We start from the raw sequence: 15,731 nt of genomic DNA, 5'->3' as shown, positions 1-15,731 counted from the left end.
ATCAGGCCTGGGAATTAAACATATAGACCAGACTGCCGGGGAGACAGGACGTCAGGAGCCAAAGTGACCATGGGGATGTTTTAGACATGTTGACCTTCTTGTGCCGATTCTGCCTGGCGGCCCTTGCCCTGGGCGCCATTTGCAGTCCTTCCTTCGCTTCCAGCAAACCTCGCCCCACCACCAGCCCGACGCTGTACGCCAGCCTCGCCCACGCCGCCCCGGACCTCAACCCCCAGGCCCTTAAAAGCGCCCTGAGCGCCATGCAGTGCGCGGTCAGCAGCGGTGCCCGGCAAGCCCGGCACCTGGCGGTGATCGACTACTCCCAGCCCTCCACCGCCCGGCGCCTGTGGATCTTCGACCTGCGCAGCAAGAAGCTGGTGCTGCGCGACCTGGTGGCCCACGGGCAAAAATCCGGGGAAAACTTCGCCACGCAATTCTCCAACCGCCTGGGCAGCTACCAGTCCAGCCTGGGCCTGTTCCGCACCCAGGAAAGCTACGAAGGCAGCCATGGCTACTCGCTGCGCATGGATGGCCTGGAACCGGGCTTCAACGACCGAGCCCGTGACCGCGACATCGTGATCCATGCCGCCGACTACGTGAATCCCTTGTGGAGCCAGCGCCAGGGCCGCATCGGCCGCAGCCAGGGCTGCCCGGCCGTGCGTCCGCAGGTGGCGCGCCAGGTCATAGACAAGCTCAAGGACGGCCAGTTCATGTTCTCCTGGTATCCCGACCAGCGCTGGCTCAAATCCTCGGCCTACCTCAACTGCCAGCCGCGCCAGGTGGCGAGCATCCTCGGCGCCAACGGCGGCTGAAGCCGCCGGCACTTGCACGAAGCAACGAGGGCGAGCTACCGTCGCGGTCCGTCCTCTGTCGCTCGCCCCCATGCCTAGATTCCTGCTCCACGGCCCCGGCCCTCGCCCGGCCTTCTACCTGGTCGCCGAACACCTGTGGGGCACCGGGTGCAATGTCGATTCCGATGGCGACAGTCGCAGCGCGGCCGATGACCAGTGGACGGAGCTGACCCTGATCCTGCGGGCCGACAGCACGCAGCGCCTGGACATCGACCCGCTATCCACGACGCCCCTGGTCCTGGCCATCAACGCCTCCCGGATCGAGCTGGGGCGACAGGCCGGAGAGTTTCTCCAGGCTCGTTGCGGCGGCACCCTGGAGCTCCAGGCAGGGCACTGAACTCGCAGCGACCCACTCCCGTCATTTTCTTTCTCCAGCCAAGGCAGGCCTAGCATGACCCCACCCGATATCGACTTCGTCGCCAGTTTCATTCCCGATCCCCTCGCGCTGTTCGAGCAGCTCAAGGCCTCGGTGTCCTGGGACGAGCGCATGCGCGCGCGCAAGACTGCCAGCTTCGGCCTGCCCTACGACTATTCGCAGATCAGCTACCCGGCGGTACCCATGCCCGAGATGCTGGAGCGGCTGTGCCCGGCCATCGAGCAATTGCTGGGGTTTCGTCCCAATAATTGCCTGCTCAACTTCTACCCCGACGGCCAGTCCTCCATGGGCTTTCATTCCGATGCCAACGAACAACTGGTGCCAGGCACCGGCGTGGTGGTGATTTCCCTGGGGCATGCGCGCAGCATGCTGTTCAAGCACAAGCAAAGTGGCCAGATCCACGAGTACAACCTGGGCGCCGGTTCGTTGCTGCACATGTCCGACGCCTTGCAGACCCAGTGGCTGCACGCGATTCCCAAGGCGCCGGGCGCCGGCGAGCGGATCAGCCTGTCGTTTCGCCAGCTCCAGGAGCGCTAGTGCTGGAGGCGGTCCGGATCGACCCTTGACTCGAATTGCAGCCCGTCGACAATGCCCGACTGTGCCCACCGCCCCTGTCGAGGCTCCATGCAGTTGATTCCCTGGTCCCACCCGTGCCGCGAAGGCTTCACCCTGCGCGGCCTGCGCTCCGTGCCCTCGGGCAAGCCATTGCTGCACTTTCTCCATGGCAATGGCTTCTGCGCCATGGCCTACCAACCGATGCTGGCGCTGCTGGCCGAGTCTTTCGACCTGTGGCTCAGCGACGTCCAGGGTCACGGCGACAGTGACCATGGAGGCCCTTTCCTGGGCTGGAACCGCACCGCGCAACTGGCCGCCGAAGCCTTCGAGGCCGGACTGGGGGACTACGGCGCAGTACCGCGCTACGCCCTGGGCCACAGCTTCGGCGCGGTACTGACCTGCCTGGTGCTGGCCGAGCGCCCGCAACTGTTCGCCAAGGCCGTGCTGCTCGATCCGGTGCTGTTCACCCCCTCGATGATCAGCTCGCTGCGGGTGCTGTCGGTGCTGGGCCTGAACCGCCGCCACAGTCTGGCGCGCAAGGCCGCCGCCCGTCGACGCCACTGGCCCGACCGCGCCGCGGCCCGGGCTGCCTTGGCCAACCGCGGGGTGTTCAAGGGCTGGAGCACCGAGGCCCTGGCCGCCTATATCGAACACGGCCTGAAGGATGACGGCCAGGGCGTGGCGCTCAAGTGCGCCCCCGAGCGTGAAGTGGATATCTTCAGCTCCGTTCCCCGACGCCTGTGGCAGGCCCTGGGCCAGATCCGCACCCCGGCCCTGGCGATCCGCGGGCGCGACAGCTACCCCTATGTCGCCCGCTCGATCGAGCGCTGGGCCACCATCAACCGGCACCTGCATACCCAGGTGCTCGACGGCCACCATTGCTTCATGCAGGAACACCCGGCCGCCAGTGCCGAGGCGGTCGCGGGCTTCTTCCTGGAACAGACTGGCTGAATCCCTTCAGCAAACCGCCCGAAAGACATGTCATTGTGCTATCATCGGGCGGTTTTCCGGCTCGGGGACGTGCCCCCGCCTACACTGGATAACGCTCGCCAAAGGCGCCGCCAGATGCGCCTGGTGCCAGCCTTGTGTGCAAAAACGCCGACGGCGCCATGGAGCCTGCTCCATAGCGCGCCGCACCGATGCAACCGCGCGCTGCCCGCCGGTTGCGCTTTTTGCTGCCACAAGGAACACCGTCATGCTCTTGAGAACGATGAACATATCCCGCCGCGCAGGGCTCAGCTTCGCCCTGATCGCCTTGCTCGCACTGGGCCTGGGGGGCTTCTCGTTGCTGGAAATGCAGCGCATGAACCAGCAATCCCTTGAGGTCGACCAGAACTGGCAACCCTCCATCGTCGCCGCCAATGCCGTGGCCCTGACCAGCACCCAGATCCGCACCATCACCCTGCGCATGCTGGTGGTCCGTGAGGCCAGCGCCGTCCAGGCGCTGCTGGCCCGGGTCGAGCAGCTCGAACAGCAACTGGACCGCCAGCAGGCCACCTACGAACAACTGATCAGCGAACCCGAGGAACGGGCCGCCTACGAGCGTTACCTCAATGCCAGGGCGGCTTATGCGAAGGACCAGCACCAGGTGCTGGAACAGGTCCGCCAGGGCCACAAGGAAGCAGCGGTGAACATCGTCGACGGCGGATCGTTCCTGGTCAACGCCGACGCGATGCTCAAGGAGCTGTTGAGCATCATCGACATCAACACCCGGGGCGGGGTCGCCGCCGCCGAGAAAAGCAGCCAGGTGTTCCAGAGCGCCATCACCATGGTGGTAGTGATCCTGCTGGTGGTCGTGGCCCTGACCATCGCCCTGGCCCTGTTGCTCACCCGCAGCATCGTGCGTCCCCTGGGCCAGGCCCTGGGCGTGGCCGAGACCATCGCCAGCGGTGACCTGGGCCAGAGCATCGCCATCAGCGGCAAGGACGAACCGGCGCGCCTGCTGCAAGCCCTGCAGACCATGCAGGCCAGCCTGCGCAACACCCTGCAGCGCATCGCCGACTCCTCCAACCAGCTGGCCTCGGCCGCCGAGGAGCTGCATGCGGTGACCGATCATTCCAGCCAGACCCTGCACCAGCAAAGCGACGAAGTGGAACAGGCGGCTACCGCGGTCAACGAGATGACCGCCGCCGTGGAGGAAGTAGCGCGTAACGCCGTGAGCACCTCCGAGGCGTCCAAGGAAACTGACCGTACCGCCCACCATGGCCGCGAGCAGGTGCAGCACACCGTCGATTCCATCGGCCAGCTGGCCCAGGACGTGACCCAGACCTGCGAGCGGGTCGAACACCTGGCGGTGGATGTGCGCAACATCGGCCAGGTGCTGGAGGTGATCCGCTCCATCGCCGAGCAAACCAACCTGCTGGCCCTCAATGCCGCCATCGAAGCGGCCCGGGCCGGGGACGCCGGGCGTGGTTTCGCGGTGGTCGCCGACGAGGTGCGGGCCCTGGCCCATCGCACCCAGCAGTCGACCCAGGAAATCGAAAGCATGATCAACACCATCGAAGAAGGCACCGAGGGTGCGGTCAGCGCCATGCGCACCAGCAATGAACGGGCGCACCTGACCCTGGAGGCGGCGCAAGCCTCGGGGCTGGCCCTGGACCAGATCACCCAGGCCATCACCTCGATCAACGAGCGCAACCTGGTGATCGCCAGCGCCAGCGAAGAACAGGCCCAGGTGGCCCGCGAGGTGGATCGCAACCTGGTCAACATTCGCGACCTGTCGACCCAGACCTCGGCCGGCGCCAACCAGAGCAACGCCGCCAGCCAGGAACTGTCGCGCCTGGCGGTGGACCTCAACGGCCTGGTGAACCAGTTCAAGCTCTGAGGGACAGCCGCGAGTCGCGAGCGGCAAGCCTGTAGCTTGCCGCTTCAGAACGCATAGCGGGCGATCACCCTACGCACCTTGAGCAGCGCCTCGCGCAGCTCCGCCAGGCTCACCGAGCCCAGGGCCAGGCGAATGGCGTGGGGCACCGGACCGGCGCAAACGAAAGGCTCGGCCGTAGACACCGAGACCTTCTCGCGCAGCAGCGCCATGGCCACCTGATCGGCCCGCACCTCCTCGGGCAATGCCAGCCAGAGGAAGTAGGAGCCGGGGTGGCCGAGGATCTCCAGCCCCGTCAACAACTCCCGCGCCAGGGCCTGGCGCTGGCGTGCATCGACGCGTTTCTCCTGCTCCAGGCGGGCCACGGTGCCGTCCTCGATCCAGGCACAGGCCATGGCGCTCATCACCCCGGGATTGCTCCAGGTGGTGGCGCGGATCGCCCGCTCCAGGGCCTGGGTCCAGGCCGCAGGCGCCACCAGGTAACCCACTCGCAAACCAGCCGCGACATTCTTCGAGAACCCCGACACATACAGGGTGAGGTCCGGGGCCAGGGCGGCCAGGGGCGGTGGCGGGTCCTCGGCGAGAAACCCATAGGCTCCATCCTCGATGATCAGCAGCCGCTGCTCCCGGGCGATCGCCACCAGGCGCTGGCGCCAGGCCAGGTCCAGGACCCAGCCCATGGGATTGTGCAAGGTCGGCATGGCATACACCGCCCGCACCCGCCGCTGCCGGCACAGGCGCTCGAAGGCCGCAAGATCCGGCCCCTGCGGCGTCAGTGGAATGGCCAGCAATTCCAGGCCATGGGCGTCCGCCACCACCTTGAAACCCGGGTAGGTCAGGGCATCGGTAGCCACCACATCGCCGGGCTTGAGCAATGCCATGGCGGCAATCGACAATCCATGCTGGGCGCCGCTGACCATCAGCACTTGCTCGCCCTCCACCACCAGCCCATGGCTGGCCAAGTAGCGCGCCACCAGGGCTCGCTCATGGGGCCGCCCGGCATGGGGCTGGTAGCGCAGCAAGGCCTCCAGGTCGCCACTGGAGGCCAACTGGCGCAAGGCGCCGCGCAGCAGTTCGGCCTGGCCAGGCAAGGATGGGTAGTTGAAGTTCAGGTCCAGGGTGCCGGCTGCGGTGGCCTGCTGGTCCACACCCTGCCCTGGCGGCAAGGCAGTCTCGCGGACAAAGGTGCCACGCCCGGTTTCACCGCTGACCAGCCCCATGGCCTCCAGTTCGGCATACACCCTGGATGCGGTGACCAGGGCCAGGCCTTCACTTGCCGCCAGCTCGCGGTGGGTCGGCAGGCGGGTGCCGGGAGCCAGTACGCCACTGCGGATATCGCCGGCGAAGGCGTCGACCAATTGCTTGTAGCGGGCACGGGCCATAGGCGCTGTATCCATGACAATTTTTTGATTGTGCTGATTCTCGATCCTAGGATGGATCCGACGCAAGGCTTGGCGCAATGCCGGCCTGAATTTGCCACTTCAAGCGAGATCCCCTCAATGGAACGGACATCGAACCTGCAATCCCCCGTGCTGGAGAAAACCTCCAGCGGTTGGCTCAACGGCTTTCTCGGCGTGCTGATCTTCAGCGGCTCGCTGCCGGCGACCCGGGTCGCGGTTGCCGAGTTCGATCCTTTATTCCTCACCGTCGCCCGCGCCACCATCGCCGGGATACTGGCCCTGGCGATCCTGTTGCTGTTCAAGGAACGGCGCCCGAGCAAGCAGCAACTGCTGCCCCTGGCGGTAGTCGCCCTGGGCGTGGTCCTGGGCTTCCCGCTGCTGACCGCCCTGGCCCTGCAGTACGTGACCTCGGCCCACTCCATCGTGTTCCTCGGCCTGCTGCCGCTGGCCACCGCGGTGTTCGGGGTGATCCGTGGCGGCGAGCGGCCACGCCCGGTGTTCTGGCTGTTCTCGATCCTGGGCAGCTTGCTGGTGATGGGTTATGCCTTCGCCCAGGGCCTGACGGCTTCGCCCCAGGGCGATTTGCTGATGCTGCTGTCGGTGCTGGTCTGCGGCCTGGGCTACGCAGAGGGTGCCAAGCTGTCGCGGACCCTGGGCGGCTGGCAGGTGATTTCCTGGGCGCTGGTGTTGTCGCTGCCGCTGATGATCGCCCTGACTCTGTTCACCCTGCCGTCCACCTTCAGCGGCATCAGCCTGCCGGCCTGGACCAGCCTGGCCTATGTCTCGCTGTTCAGCATGCTGATCGGCTTTGTGTTCTGGTATCGCGGGCTGGCCCAGGGCGGGATCGCCGCCGTCGGCCAATTGCAGTTGCTGCAGCCCTTCTTCGGCCTCGGCCTGGCCGCCGGCCTGCTGCATGAACAGGTCAGCCTGGGCATGCTCGGGGTGACGATTGCAGTGATCCTCTGCGTCGTCGGCGCGCGCAAGTTCTCCAAATAGGCAACCTGGCGCCGCTCACATCGGCACGGCGATCAACCAGATCACCGTGGCGTGGGCGGCGATCGCCGCCAGCACCCCATGTCGCATGCGCAAGCCGGCGCAGATCAAGCCTTCCAGCAGGGTGAACAGCAACACCGGCCAACCAGCGCTGGTAACGCTGAAAGCCAGGAAGGCATGGCAGGCAGCGAATGCCAGGGCGCTGAGCAAGGCTGCCCGCCAAGGTGCGCAACTTTGCTCCAGATACCCCTGCAACAGGCCACGGAACAGCACTTCCTCCAGGGCATTGCCGCCCAGGGCCAACAGCGCCATGCCCAGCAACCAGGAGCCAGTGGCCTGGTCCAGGTCGGTCCCGGCATAGAGGCGCAACGGCAAGCCCAGCGCCATACCGCCGAGCAGCCCCAGGGCGAGGCCCGACAGCCACCCGCGACGCTCCCAGACCACCAGTTTCCAGAGTTGTGCAGCGACGCTCGCCAGACAAGCGAGCGTTGCCAACGACAGCAGGCCCAGGCCCGCCAACACCATCGGGTTGGCGATGAAGCCGATCTGCGCGCCAGCGCCCAGGGACCACAACTGCAACGGCGTCATCACATCCCGCAACAGCACGAATCCCAGCAGCAGGATGGCGATACGCAGCCCCACCAGATGCCTGGGAGTCAGGCCGAACCACAGCGCATACAGCACCAGGCCCGGAAACAGGTACAGCAGGTAACTGCCGAGCAACGCCAGGGCAGCGCTCATCGCCCGGCTCCGGTAAGCGACCGTAGCTGGCAGGAGCAGGAAAGGATGGGGTTCATGTCGGCAATCCATTGCAATGAGGGTGCGCCAGGGTGGCGCAACTCGGTGCTATGGCGCAACGCCCACTGCCAAGGTGGATGAACGACATTCAACGCAAGCAATGGAGCAATCAGAAGCTGCAACGGCAGCACGCCTTGAAGCGAGCCACCGCAGCCTGGGGCGACCCGGCTTCAGGTCGGGGAGATAGTGGCAAGTGCACCGATAGTGATGGTCAAGACCAGAAACCCAAACAAGAACAACGCCATCTTGGTCATCGGACCTCCTGAATATTAGGGTGCAGCGGGCCCGCTCTCCAGCCAGGGGCCGGGCGGGTGCGCCATTTTCCAAGCTCGGCTGTGCTGATAACAGATGCAGATAAACCAGAAAAATACGTATCAGATGCCCGGTCACGCCAAGCGTCATTACCCGACCTTGCTGTTCAGTGGGCACAAAAAAGCCGGAACCCCATTGGGAGTCCCGGCTAAAAGGCCACGCAAACGACTGTCAGGCCAGTTCCCTGCGCAACTGGCGGGCAGCGGCGACCATGTGCACCAGGGCCGCTTCGGTTTCTGCCCAACCACGGGTTTTCAGGCCACAGTCCGGGTTGACCCACAAGCGCTCGGCGGGAATACGCTTGGCCGCCTTACGCAGCAGGTTGGCCATTTCCGAGGCGTCCGGCACCCGCGGCGAATGGATGTCGTAGACCCCCAGGCCAATCTCGTTCGGATAGGCGAAGGCCTCGAAGGCCCCCAGCAGTTCCATGTCCGAACGCGAGGTCTCGATGGTGATCACATCGGCGTCCATGGCCGCGATGGACTCGATCACATCGTTGAACTCGCTGTAGCACATGTGGGTGTGGATCTGGGTTTCGTCACGCACCCCGGAGGCGCATAGGCGGAACACCTCGGTGGCCCAGTCCAGGTAGTGTTGCCATTGCGCCCGGCGCAGCGGCAGGCCTTCGCGGAACGCCGCTTCGTCGATCTGCACAATGCGGACACCAGCGGCTTCCAGGTCCACCACTTCGTCGCGAATGGCCAGGGCCAGCTGCCGGGCCTGGACCTCGCGGGACACGTCCTCCCGGGGGAACGACCACATCAGCATGGTCACGGGGCCGGTGAGCATGCCCTTCATCACCTTGTCGGTCAGGCCCTGGGCATAGCGGATCCACTCCACGGTCATGGCCCGTGGGCGGCTCAGGTCGCCGAAGATCACCGCCGGCTTGACGCAGCGCGAACCGTAGCTCTGCACCCAGCCGAAACGGGTGAACAGGTAGCCATCCAGTTGCTCGGCAAAATACTCCACCATGTCGTTGCGCTCGGCCTCGCCATGCACCAGGACGTCCAGGCCCAGGCGCTCCTGGATCTGCACCGCATGGCGGATCTCGCTCTGCATCGCCTCGGTGTATTCGGCGGCGCTCAGCTTGCCCTGCTTGAACGACTGGCGCGCCAGGCGGATGGAGGTCGTCTGCGGGAACGAACCGATGGTGGTGGTGGGGAACAACGGCAGGTCCAGGCCAGCGCGCTGCTTGGCGATGCGCTGGGCGAATGGCGACTGGCGCTGGCTATCCCGGGCGCCGATCGCCGCCACCCGCGCTTGCACTGCCGGCTTGTGGATACGCGGCGAGGCGGCCCGGCCGAGCTGGAGCGTCCGGCTCTGCTCCAGGGCCTTGAGCACTTGCGGTGCCTCTGGATGGTTGACGGCCTGGGCCAGCAGCGCCACTTCCTCGCACTTCTGCACGGCGAAGGCCAGCCAGCCCTTGAGCTCGGCATCGAGCTGGTCTTCCCGGGCCAGGTCCACCGGACTGTGCAACAGAGAGCAGGAAGGCGCCACCCACAGCCGCTCGCCGACCCGCTCATGGGCATGGCGCAGGGTCGCCAGGGCCTTTTCCAGGTCACAGCGCCAGACGTTGCGGCCGTTGACCACCCCCAGCGACAGCACCTTGTAGGCCGGCAGGCGGTCGAGAATGCTCGGGAATTGGTCAGGGCCGCGCACCAGGTCGATGTGCAGGCCGTCCACCGGCAGGTTGGCGGCCAGGCCGAGGTTCTCCTCCAGCCCGCCGAAATAGGTGGCAAGCAGCTTTTTCAGCGGATCGCGCTGGATCAGGTTGTAGGCACGCTCGAAGGCGTTCTTCCAGTCCTGGGGCAGGTCCAGCACCAGGATCGGTTCATCGATCTGCACCCACTCCACGCCTTGTGCCGCCAGGCGCTGGAAGATCTGCCCGTACAACGGCAGCAAGCGCTCCAGCAGCTCCAGCTTGTCGAAGTCGGCACCCTTGGCCTTGCCCAGCCACAGGTAGGTCAGCGGGCCAAGCACCACCGGCTTGACCTGGTGACCCAGGGCCCGGGCTTCCTCGACCTCCTCGAACAATTGCTCCCAGCCCAGCTGGAACTGCTGGTCGGCGCTGAACTCCGGGACCAGGTAGTGGTAGTTGGTGTCGAACCACTTGGTCATCTCCTGGGCATGGGCACCGCCGCAGCAGTTGTCGCTGACACCGCGAGCCATGCCGAACAGGGTCTGCAGGGTGGCCGGGCCGTTCTGCGGACGGAAACGCTCGGGGATCACGCCGAACATCAGGGAATGGGTCAGGACCTGGTCGTACCAGGCGAAGTCGCCCACTGGCAGCAGCTCGATACCGGCGTCTTTCTGCAGTGCCCAGTGCGCCTGGCGCAGCTCGCGGCCAACGGCGCGCAAGCCGGCTTCATCGAGTTCGCCCTTCCAGAACGCTTCCTGGGCCTTTTTCAGTTCGCGGTCGCGGCCAATGCGCGGGAATCCGAGGGAATGAGCCAAAGCCATGACAGACAACTCCATTGTGTGAATGGCAGCCATTGTCGATAGCACGGCATGAGTGAGACAAACTCATTTTAATCCTGATGACCATAAGTTTTATTCATGATCATCCTTTCACCGCATTTCACTCTCGGGCTCAGCGCCGGGCCAGCTTGTAGCGCACGCAATCGTCGTAAAAGCTTTTACGCAACGCCTCGGGCTTGATCCGCGACGGGCTGTCGTAGGTCTGCTCGGTGATGCCCAGGGCCATCATGCGCATCCAGCCCTTGCTGAACTTGTAGACCTGGATCTTCTGCCGCGCCGCATACAGCGATACTCCCGACAACTTCAGCTCCTGGGCCCTGGCAGCCGTGCCTGCGCCCCAACTGCAGACATACCGGTCATTGGCCGCCAGCTCCCGGGCCTGGGCGCTGCACGCCCCGCCGATCAAGGCAAACGAAGTCAGCGTAATCAACACATGGCGCATTTTGCGGTAACCTAACCACCTGAAATTAAAGTGATTTTGGCGAACTTCCGGGAACCGCGGGGCCAGTATGCCGCCTCAACCGTCAAGGCAAAGTGCCTGCCAATGCTGGCCACCCATGCGATACAACCGCACCGGACGCTGATGCAACTCCATCTGCTGGTACTCACTGAAACCGGCCTTTTCGGCGACTCGCAAGGACGCACCATGATCCGGTTCGATAATCACCACCACGCAGTCCAGGCCCAGCGGGCCGAAGACCAACGCCAGGACGCCACGCACCGCTTCGGTGGCCAGGCCGCGGTTCCAGAAACGCCGGGCCAGGCGATAGCCCAGGTTGGCTTCCCGGACCCCACCCACCTGTTCGGGACTGACTCCGCAGAACCCCACCAATCCGCCGGCGCCCCTCTCCACTAGGGCCCAGGGCCCGATGCCCTGTTCGGCGTAGCAAACCAGGCACTCGTCGATGAACCGGCTGGTGGCCTGTTCATCGCACACGCCACGCAGGGAATGCTTCATCACCCAAGGTTCGCTGAGGATTGCCGCCAGTGCCGGCAAGTCCTCGCGGGACAGCGGGCGCCCGATAAGGCGCGGGGTTTCGAATAGCGGCACAGCTGACCTTGTACAACAGTTGAACGACGTTCATTGCCAAGCGAATCGCTCAGGACGGCGAAACAGCGCCGGTAACGGCGCTCCCCGCCTCCATCAGCATCCACTCGCGCAATGCCGCCACCGCCGGGCGTTCGAGGGCAGTGGCCGGATACACCAGGTAGTAGGCCAGATCGCTGGCGATGCCCTGTGCCATGGGCGCCAGCAGCGTCCCTTCGGCCAGTTCCCGCGCCACCAGCGAGCGGCGCACCAGGGCCACGCCGAGGCCAGCCTTCGCCGCCTCGATGGCCCCGTTGCTATCGACGAACACCCGCCCCTGATGCTCATCGAGCGACGCGCCTCCTGCCGCCTCGAGCCACAGGCGCCAATCATGGCGATGTTCGTCATGCAGCAGGCACAGGCGCGCCAGCTCGGCCAGTGTCAGGATGGCCTCCGGGCCCAGCAACTGCGGGCTGCACACCGGCACCAGCTGATCGTCGAGCAGGCGCTCGCTGACCAGGCCGTCGTAGCGGCCAAAGCCATGGCGAACCGCAAGATCGATGCCATCGCGAGCCAGGTCGAGCACCCGGTTGCAGGCGCTGATGCGTACATCCACCCCAGGTTTTTTTGCCTCGAATTGCCCCAGGCGCGGCACCAGCCATTGCACGGCGAAACTCGGCGTGCAGCTGAGCACCAGCACCTCCAGCCGCGTGCGCCCCACCAGTTCGGCAGTGGCTTCGCGGATCATGCGAAACGCCGTCCGCAAGGTGGCGAAGTACTCTTCGCCGGAAGCGGTCAGGAGCAACCGCCGGGGCCGACGCACGAACAGCGTCACGCCCAGGGCCGCTTCCAGTTCCTTGATCTGCAGGCTCACCGCACCGGGAGTGACGTGCAGCTCGCCAGCCGCCAGGGTCACACTCAGGTGGCGCGCCGTGGCTTCGAATGCACGTAACGCGACGAGGGACGGCAACTCCATGCTCATGATTTAGCCCTTCTTAATCATCCAGCGAAAAATGCTGGTTTGTCAGCGAGTGAAAACTCCCAGAATAATTGGCCCCAGCACGACATCAAGTGCAAGCACTGGACGAAAAATCCGAGCAAGACTCAATCATCGATCGGCAAACGGGAGCTACAGGCATGACCAAGCAGAATGTCATGGGCGCCTCGCAATGGGGCCAGTTGCTGGTGTTGTCCATCCTGTGGGGCGGTTCGTTCTTTTTCATCGGTATCGCCGTCAAGGAGCTGCCGCCCTTGACCATCGTCCTGCTGCGCCTGTGCCTGGCGGCCCTTGCCCTGCTGGCAGTGCTGCGGATCACGGGCCTGAAACTGCCCACCGACCGCCAGGCGTGGCAAGCGTTCCTCGGCATGGGATTGCTCAACAACCTGGTGCCCTTCAGCCTGATCGTCTGGGGCCAGACCCACATCGCCAGCAGCCTGGCGGCGATCCTCAATGCCACCACGCCCCTGTTCGCGGTTCTGGTGGCCCACCTGCTGACCGCCGACGAAAAACTCACCGGCAACAAGCTGGCCGGTGTCACGGTGGGGTTCATTGGCGTGGCGATCATGATCGGCACCGATGCCCTGGCCGGCCTCGGTGAGCAGTCGGGCGCTCAGCTGGCCGTGCTGGGGGCAGCGTTGTCCTATGCCCTGGCCGGGATCTTCGGCCGGCGCTTCAAGGCCATGGGCATTGCCCCACTGCCCAGCGCCACCGGCCAGGTCTGCGCCTCCAGCCTGTTGCTGATGCCCCTGGCACTGCTGGTGGACCGCCCCTGGACCCTGGCCCTGCCGAGCCTGCCGGTATGGGCCGCCTTGCTGGGCATCGCCCTGTTGTCCACGGCCCTGGCCTATGTGCTGTTCTTCCGCATTCTGGCCAGCGCCGGCGCCACCAACCTGATGCTGGTGACGTTCCTGATCCCGGTCAGTGCCATCGTGCTGGGCGCCCTGGTCCTGGGCGAACACCTGCACGCCAAGCACCTGCTGGGCATGGCCCTGATCACCCTGGGCCTGGTGGCCATCGACGGTCGCTTGTTCAAGCGCCTGGCCCGGGCGAAGGACAAACCCGTGGATCGCGAGAGCTTTCTCGGCCGGGACATCTAGCCGGGCAAGCGCTGCCCAGCAGCGCGTGGAGCACCCATCCCCTGCACGCGGCCGGCTGCGCACGGGGCATCCGGCAATGGGGCGTACCGCCAGGTCGCGTATGTGCATGCTGGCGCTCGGCGCAGTATTCCCACGAAGAATAGGCCCATGAAAATCGTGCATTGTATTTCTCGCCCGCGATCTCTTAGCGTGTTCGCTCCCCCATTGGAGATCATGCCGTGACCGCTTCCCGCCCGCGCCTGTACGTCGATGCCCAGTTCACCAGCCCCTATGCCATGTCCGTATTCGTGGCGCTGCGGGAGAAAGGCATCGATTTCGAAATGCTCCCGCTGGACCTCGACGCCGAGCAGAACCGCAGCCAGGACTATGCCCGGCTGTCCCAGACCCAACGGGTGCCGACCCTGATCCATGAAGGGTTCGCGCTGTCCGAATCCTCGGCCATCACCGAATACCTGGAGGAGCTGTTCCCCCAGGTCCCGGTCTACCCCAAGGCGCCGCGCCAACGGGCCAAGGCCCGCCAAATACAGGCCTGGCTGCGCAGCGACCTGCTGCCGATCCGCCAGGAGCGCTCGACCCTGGTGGCGTTCTACGGCCAGCGTGGCGAGCCGTTGTCGACCCAGGCCCAGGTGGCGGCGGCCAAGCTGATCGATGCGGCGCAGGCGCTGCTGGAGGACGGGCGCCAGTACCTGTTCGACACCTGGTCCATCGCCGATGTCGACCTGGCGCTGATGCTCAACCGCCTGGTGCTCAACGGCGACCCGGTACCGGCGAACCTGGTGGACTACGCCCAGCGCCAATGGCAGCGCCCGGCGGTGCAGGAATGGGTGCAGCTGCAGCGCCCGGCACTGTAGGCACTGGCCAAGGTCACGGCTCAGCCGGCGACCGGGGCCTGGCGCAGGTAGGCGAACATGTGTTGCGCGTACTCGGCCTTGCCCAGTGGCACACCGTTGTGGCGCAGGATGTTGTAGGCGGTGACCAGGTGGAAATAGAACTGTGGCGTGGCCCAGTTGCGCGCGTACTCCTCGCCGGTCATGTCGAAGGCGATGGCGTTGGGCAGTTCGATAGCCACGGCCCGCGCACCGCTGTCATCGATCAATCGGCCATCGGCATCGGCGAGAAACGCCACAGTCTGGCGGATCAGTGCCTTGGCCTCGGCCATGTTGGCCGGCGTCGGCAGTGTGCTGACCGATTGGCCGCTCAGGCGCTCCACCGCTTCCCGGGCCTGGATACAGGTAAAACGCACCTGCGCCGCCAGATCGTACATATCCGGGGCCAGGCGCGCATCCAGCAGGTTCTGCGGGTCGAAACCCAGCCCCCGGGCATGCTCCTCGCCCTTGGCCAGCAGGGTCTCCAGGGTATGCAGCATCTGGGCGAAACAGGTGACGGTCACAGCATGGATCGACATAGGCTTGCTCTCAGGCTCGGGGTGCGCCTGGGCGCACGATGATCACAGGGCTTGCAGCCTAGCAGGTGACCAGGCCCGGCTCGACGGTGCCGACCGGTGACAAAGGTACCCGTGCGCCGATCCTGCTGTTATGGTGCGCCCCTTGAGAAATACACCGCCAGCCAATGAGGAAAATGACCTTGAGCAGTGAAGCAACAATGACCGGGGACCTGTTCGAAGTCGACAAGCGCCTGGCCCTCAAGCCCATCGTCGAGTTCAACGCCTACCTGCGCGCCGCCTTCGCCGACGGCCCCTGTGCCTGCGGCCGCTGCGTGGCCAGCCAGGGCGACGAGAGTGGCTACGAATACCGCCACAGCTTCGAGTTTTCCGGCCAGGTGGCCAGCCGCCGCTTTGCCTCCACCGCCGGTAGCGATGTGCTGCAGGCCTTGAAGAAGGCCTGGCTGTCCTACACCAAGGCCGAGCTGCTGGTACCTGGCGAACTGGAACTGGCCACGGTCAAGGAGTTCGTCGAACCACAACTGCACCAGCGCCTGGTGCCGTTGTTCCTGGCCAGCGGGCTGGCCCGGGAAACCGATGGCCAGTTGCACCTGCAGGTCCAGGCCGCCTGAGCCCACCCAG

16 protein-coding genes are annotated in these 15,731 nt (G+C 65.4%); 9 read left to right on the top strand and 7 right to left on the bottom strand.

What is annotated here, in order from left to right; all coding sequences use genetic code 11:
* Positions 1-86 precede the first annotated feature (86 nt).
* The 5 genes from C4K40_RS11885 to C4K40_RS11865 all read left to right on the top strand — a co-directional run bounded on the left by C4K40_RS11885 (position 87) and on the right by C4K40_RS11865 (position 4,606).
* Positions 87-812: a murein L,D-transpeptidase catalytic domain family protein gene (locus tag C4K40_RS11885; RefSeq protein WP_022643762.1), complete on the top strand. Its 726-nt coding sequence runs from the start codon at positions 87-89 to the stop codon at positions 810-812.
* Between the two features lie 70 nt (positions 813-882).
* Complete coding sequence (locus C4K40_RS11880; protein ID WP_053136293.1) at positions 883-1,188, top strand: hypothetical protein; 306 nt, start codon at positions 883-885, stop codon at positions 1,186-1,188.
* A gap of 54 nt (positions 1,189-1,242) precedes the next feature.
* On the top strand, positions 1,243-1,764 hold the full coding sequence (locus C4K40_RS11875) for an alpha-ketoglutarate-dependent dioxygenase AlkB (RefSeq protein WP_022643760.1): 522 nt from the start codon (positions 1,243-1,245) through the stop codon (positions 1,762-1,764).
* An 87-nt stretch (positions 1,765-1,851) separates the two neighbouring features.
* Positions 1,852-2,733, top strand: a complete 882-nt coding sequence (locus C4K40_RS11870) for an alpha/beta fold hydrolase (protein ID WP_053136296.1) — start codon at positions 1,852-1,854, stop codon at positions 2,731-2,733.
* 244 nt (positions 2,734-2,977) lie between these two features.
* Positions 2,978-4,606 carry a methyl-accepting chemotaxis protein gene (locus C4K40_RS11865; protein ID WP_031321505.1) on the top strand — a complete coding sequence of 543 codons (1,629 nt, stop codon included), beginning with the start codon at positions 2,978-2,980 and terminating at the stop codon, positions 4,604-4,606.
* Between the two features lie 44 nt (positions 4,607-4,650).
* On the opposite strand, the gene C4K40_RS11860 is transcribed toward C4K40_RS11865, so the two are convergent.
* Complete coding sequence (locus C4K40_RS11860; protein WP_053136299.1) at positions 4,651-5,985, bottom strand: PLP-dependent aminotransferase family protein; 1,335 nt, start codon at positions 5,983-5,985, stop codon at positions 4,651-4,653.
* 117 nt (positions 5,986-6,102) lie between these two features.
* Here C4K40_RS11860 and C4K40_RS11855 point away from each other — a divergent pair, with 117 nt between their 5' ends.
* A complete protein-coding gene (locus tag C4K40_RS11855; RefSeq protein WP_031321503.1) occupies positions 6,103-6,999 on the top strand; it encodes a DMT family transporter in 897 nt (298 codons plus the stop codon).
* A gap of 15 nt (positions 7,000-7,014) precedes the next feature.
* Here the strand turns inward: C4K40_RS11855 and C4K40_RS11850 are convergent, their stop codons facing one another.
* The 5 genes from C4K40_RS11850 to gcvA all read right to left on the bottom strand — a co-directional run bounded on the left by C4K40_RS11850 (position 7,015) and on the right by gcvA (position 12,593).
* The gene (locus tag C4K40_RS11850) at positions 7,015-7,737 is read right to left on the bottom strand and encodes a type II CAAX prenyl endopeptidase Rce1 family protein (RefSeq protein ID WP_022643754.1); all 723 of its coding nucleotides are present in this window, start codon (positions 7,735-7,737) and stop codon (positions 7,015-7,017) included.
* A 540-nt stretch (positions 7,738-8,277) separates the two neighbouring features.
* Positions 8,278-10,566: a 5-methyltetrahydropteroyltriglutamate--homocysteine S-methyltransferase gene (metE, locus tag C4K40_RS11845; RefSeq protein WP_053136302.1), complete on the bottom strand. Its 2,289-nt coding sequence runs from the start codon at positions 10,564-10,566 to the stop codon at positions 8,278-8,280.
* Between the two features lie 130 nt (positions 10,567-10,696).
* Positions 10,697-11,026, bottom strand: a complete 330-nt coding sequence (locus C4K40_RS11840; RefSeq protein WP_053136305.1) for a hypothetical protein — start codon at positions 11,024-11,026, stop codon at positions 10,697-10,699.
* Between the two features lie 75 nt (positions 11,027-11,101).
* Positions 11,102-11,635, bottom strand: a complete 534-nt coding sequence (locus C4K40_RS11835) for a GNAT family N-acetyltransferase (RefSeq protein ID WP_053136308.1) — start codon at positions 11,633-11,635, stop codon at positions 11,102-11,104.
* Positions 11,636-11,684: 49 nt separating this feature from the next.
* On the bottom strand, positions 11,685-12,593 hold the full coding sequence (gene gcvA, locus C4K40_RS11830; RefSeq protein ID WP_053136310.1) for a transcriptional regulator GcvA: 909 nt from the start codon (positions 12,591-12,593) through the stop codon (positions 11,685-11,687).
* Positions 12,594-12,748: 155 nt separating this feature from the next.
* Between gcvA and C4K40_RS11825 the strand changes: the two genes are divergently transcribed.
* Positions 12,749-13,708: a DMT family transporter gene (locus C4K40_RS11825; RefSeq protein ID WP_053136313.1), complete on the top strand. Its 960-nt coding sequence runs from the start codon at positions 12,749-12,751 to the stop codon at positions 13,706-13,708.
* Between the two features lie 218 nt (positions 13,709-13,926).
* Positions 13,927-14,559, top strand: coding sequence for a glutathione transferase (yfcF, locus tag C4K40_RS11820; RefSeq protein ID WP_053136316.1), 633 nt, complete (start codon positions 13,927-13,929; stop codon positions 14,557-14,559).
* 20 nt (positions 14,560-14,579) lie between these two features.
* On the opposite strand, the gene C4K40_RS11815 is transcribed toward yfcF, so the two are convergent.
* Positions 14,580-15,113 carry a DUF1993 family protein gene (locus tag C4K40_RS11815; protein ID WP_053136319.1) on the bottom strand — a complete coding sequence of 178 codons (534 nt, stop codon included), beginning with the start codon at positions 15,111-15,113 and terminating at the stop codon, positions 14,580-14,582.
* Positions 15,114-15,286: 173 nt separating this feature from the next.
* Here C4K40_RS11815 and C4K40_RS11810 point away from each other — a divergent pair, with 173 nt between their 5' ends.
* A complete protein-coding gene (locus tag C4K40_RS11810) occupies positions 15,287-15,721 on the top strand; it encodes a hypothetical protein (RefSeq protein WP_053136322.1) in 435 nt (144 codons plus the stop codon).
* Positions 15,722-15,731: the final 10 nt, after the last annotated feature.

Source organism: Pseudomonas sp. CMR5c, assembly GCF_003850545.1.
Classification (GTDB): Bacteria; Pseudomonadota; Gammaproteobacteria; order Pseudomonadales; family Pseudomonadaceae; genus Aquipseudomonas; species Aquipseudomonas piscis.
The sequence above is the reverse complement of the archived record's forward strand: the minus strand, read 5'-3'. Positions and strand labels throughout refer to the sequence as shown.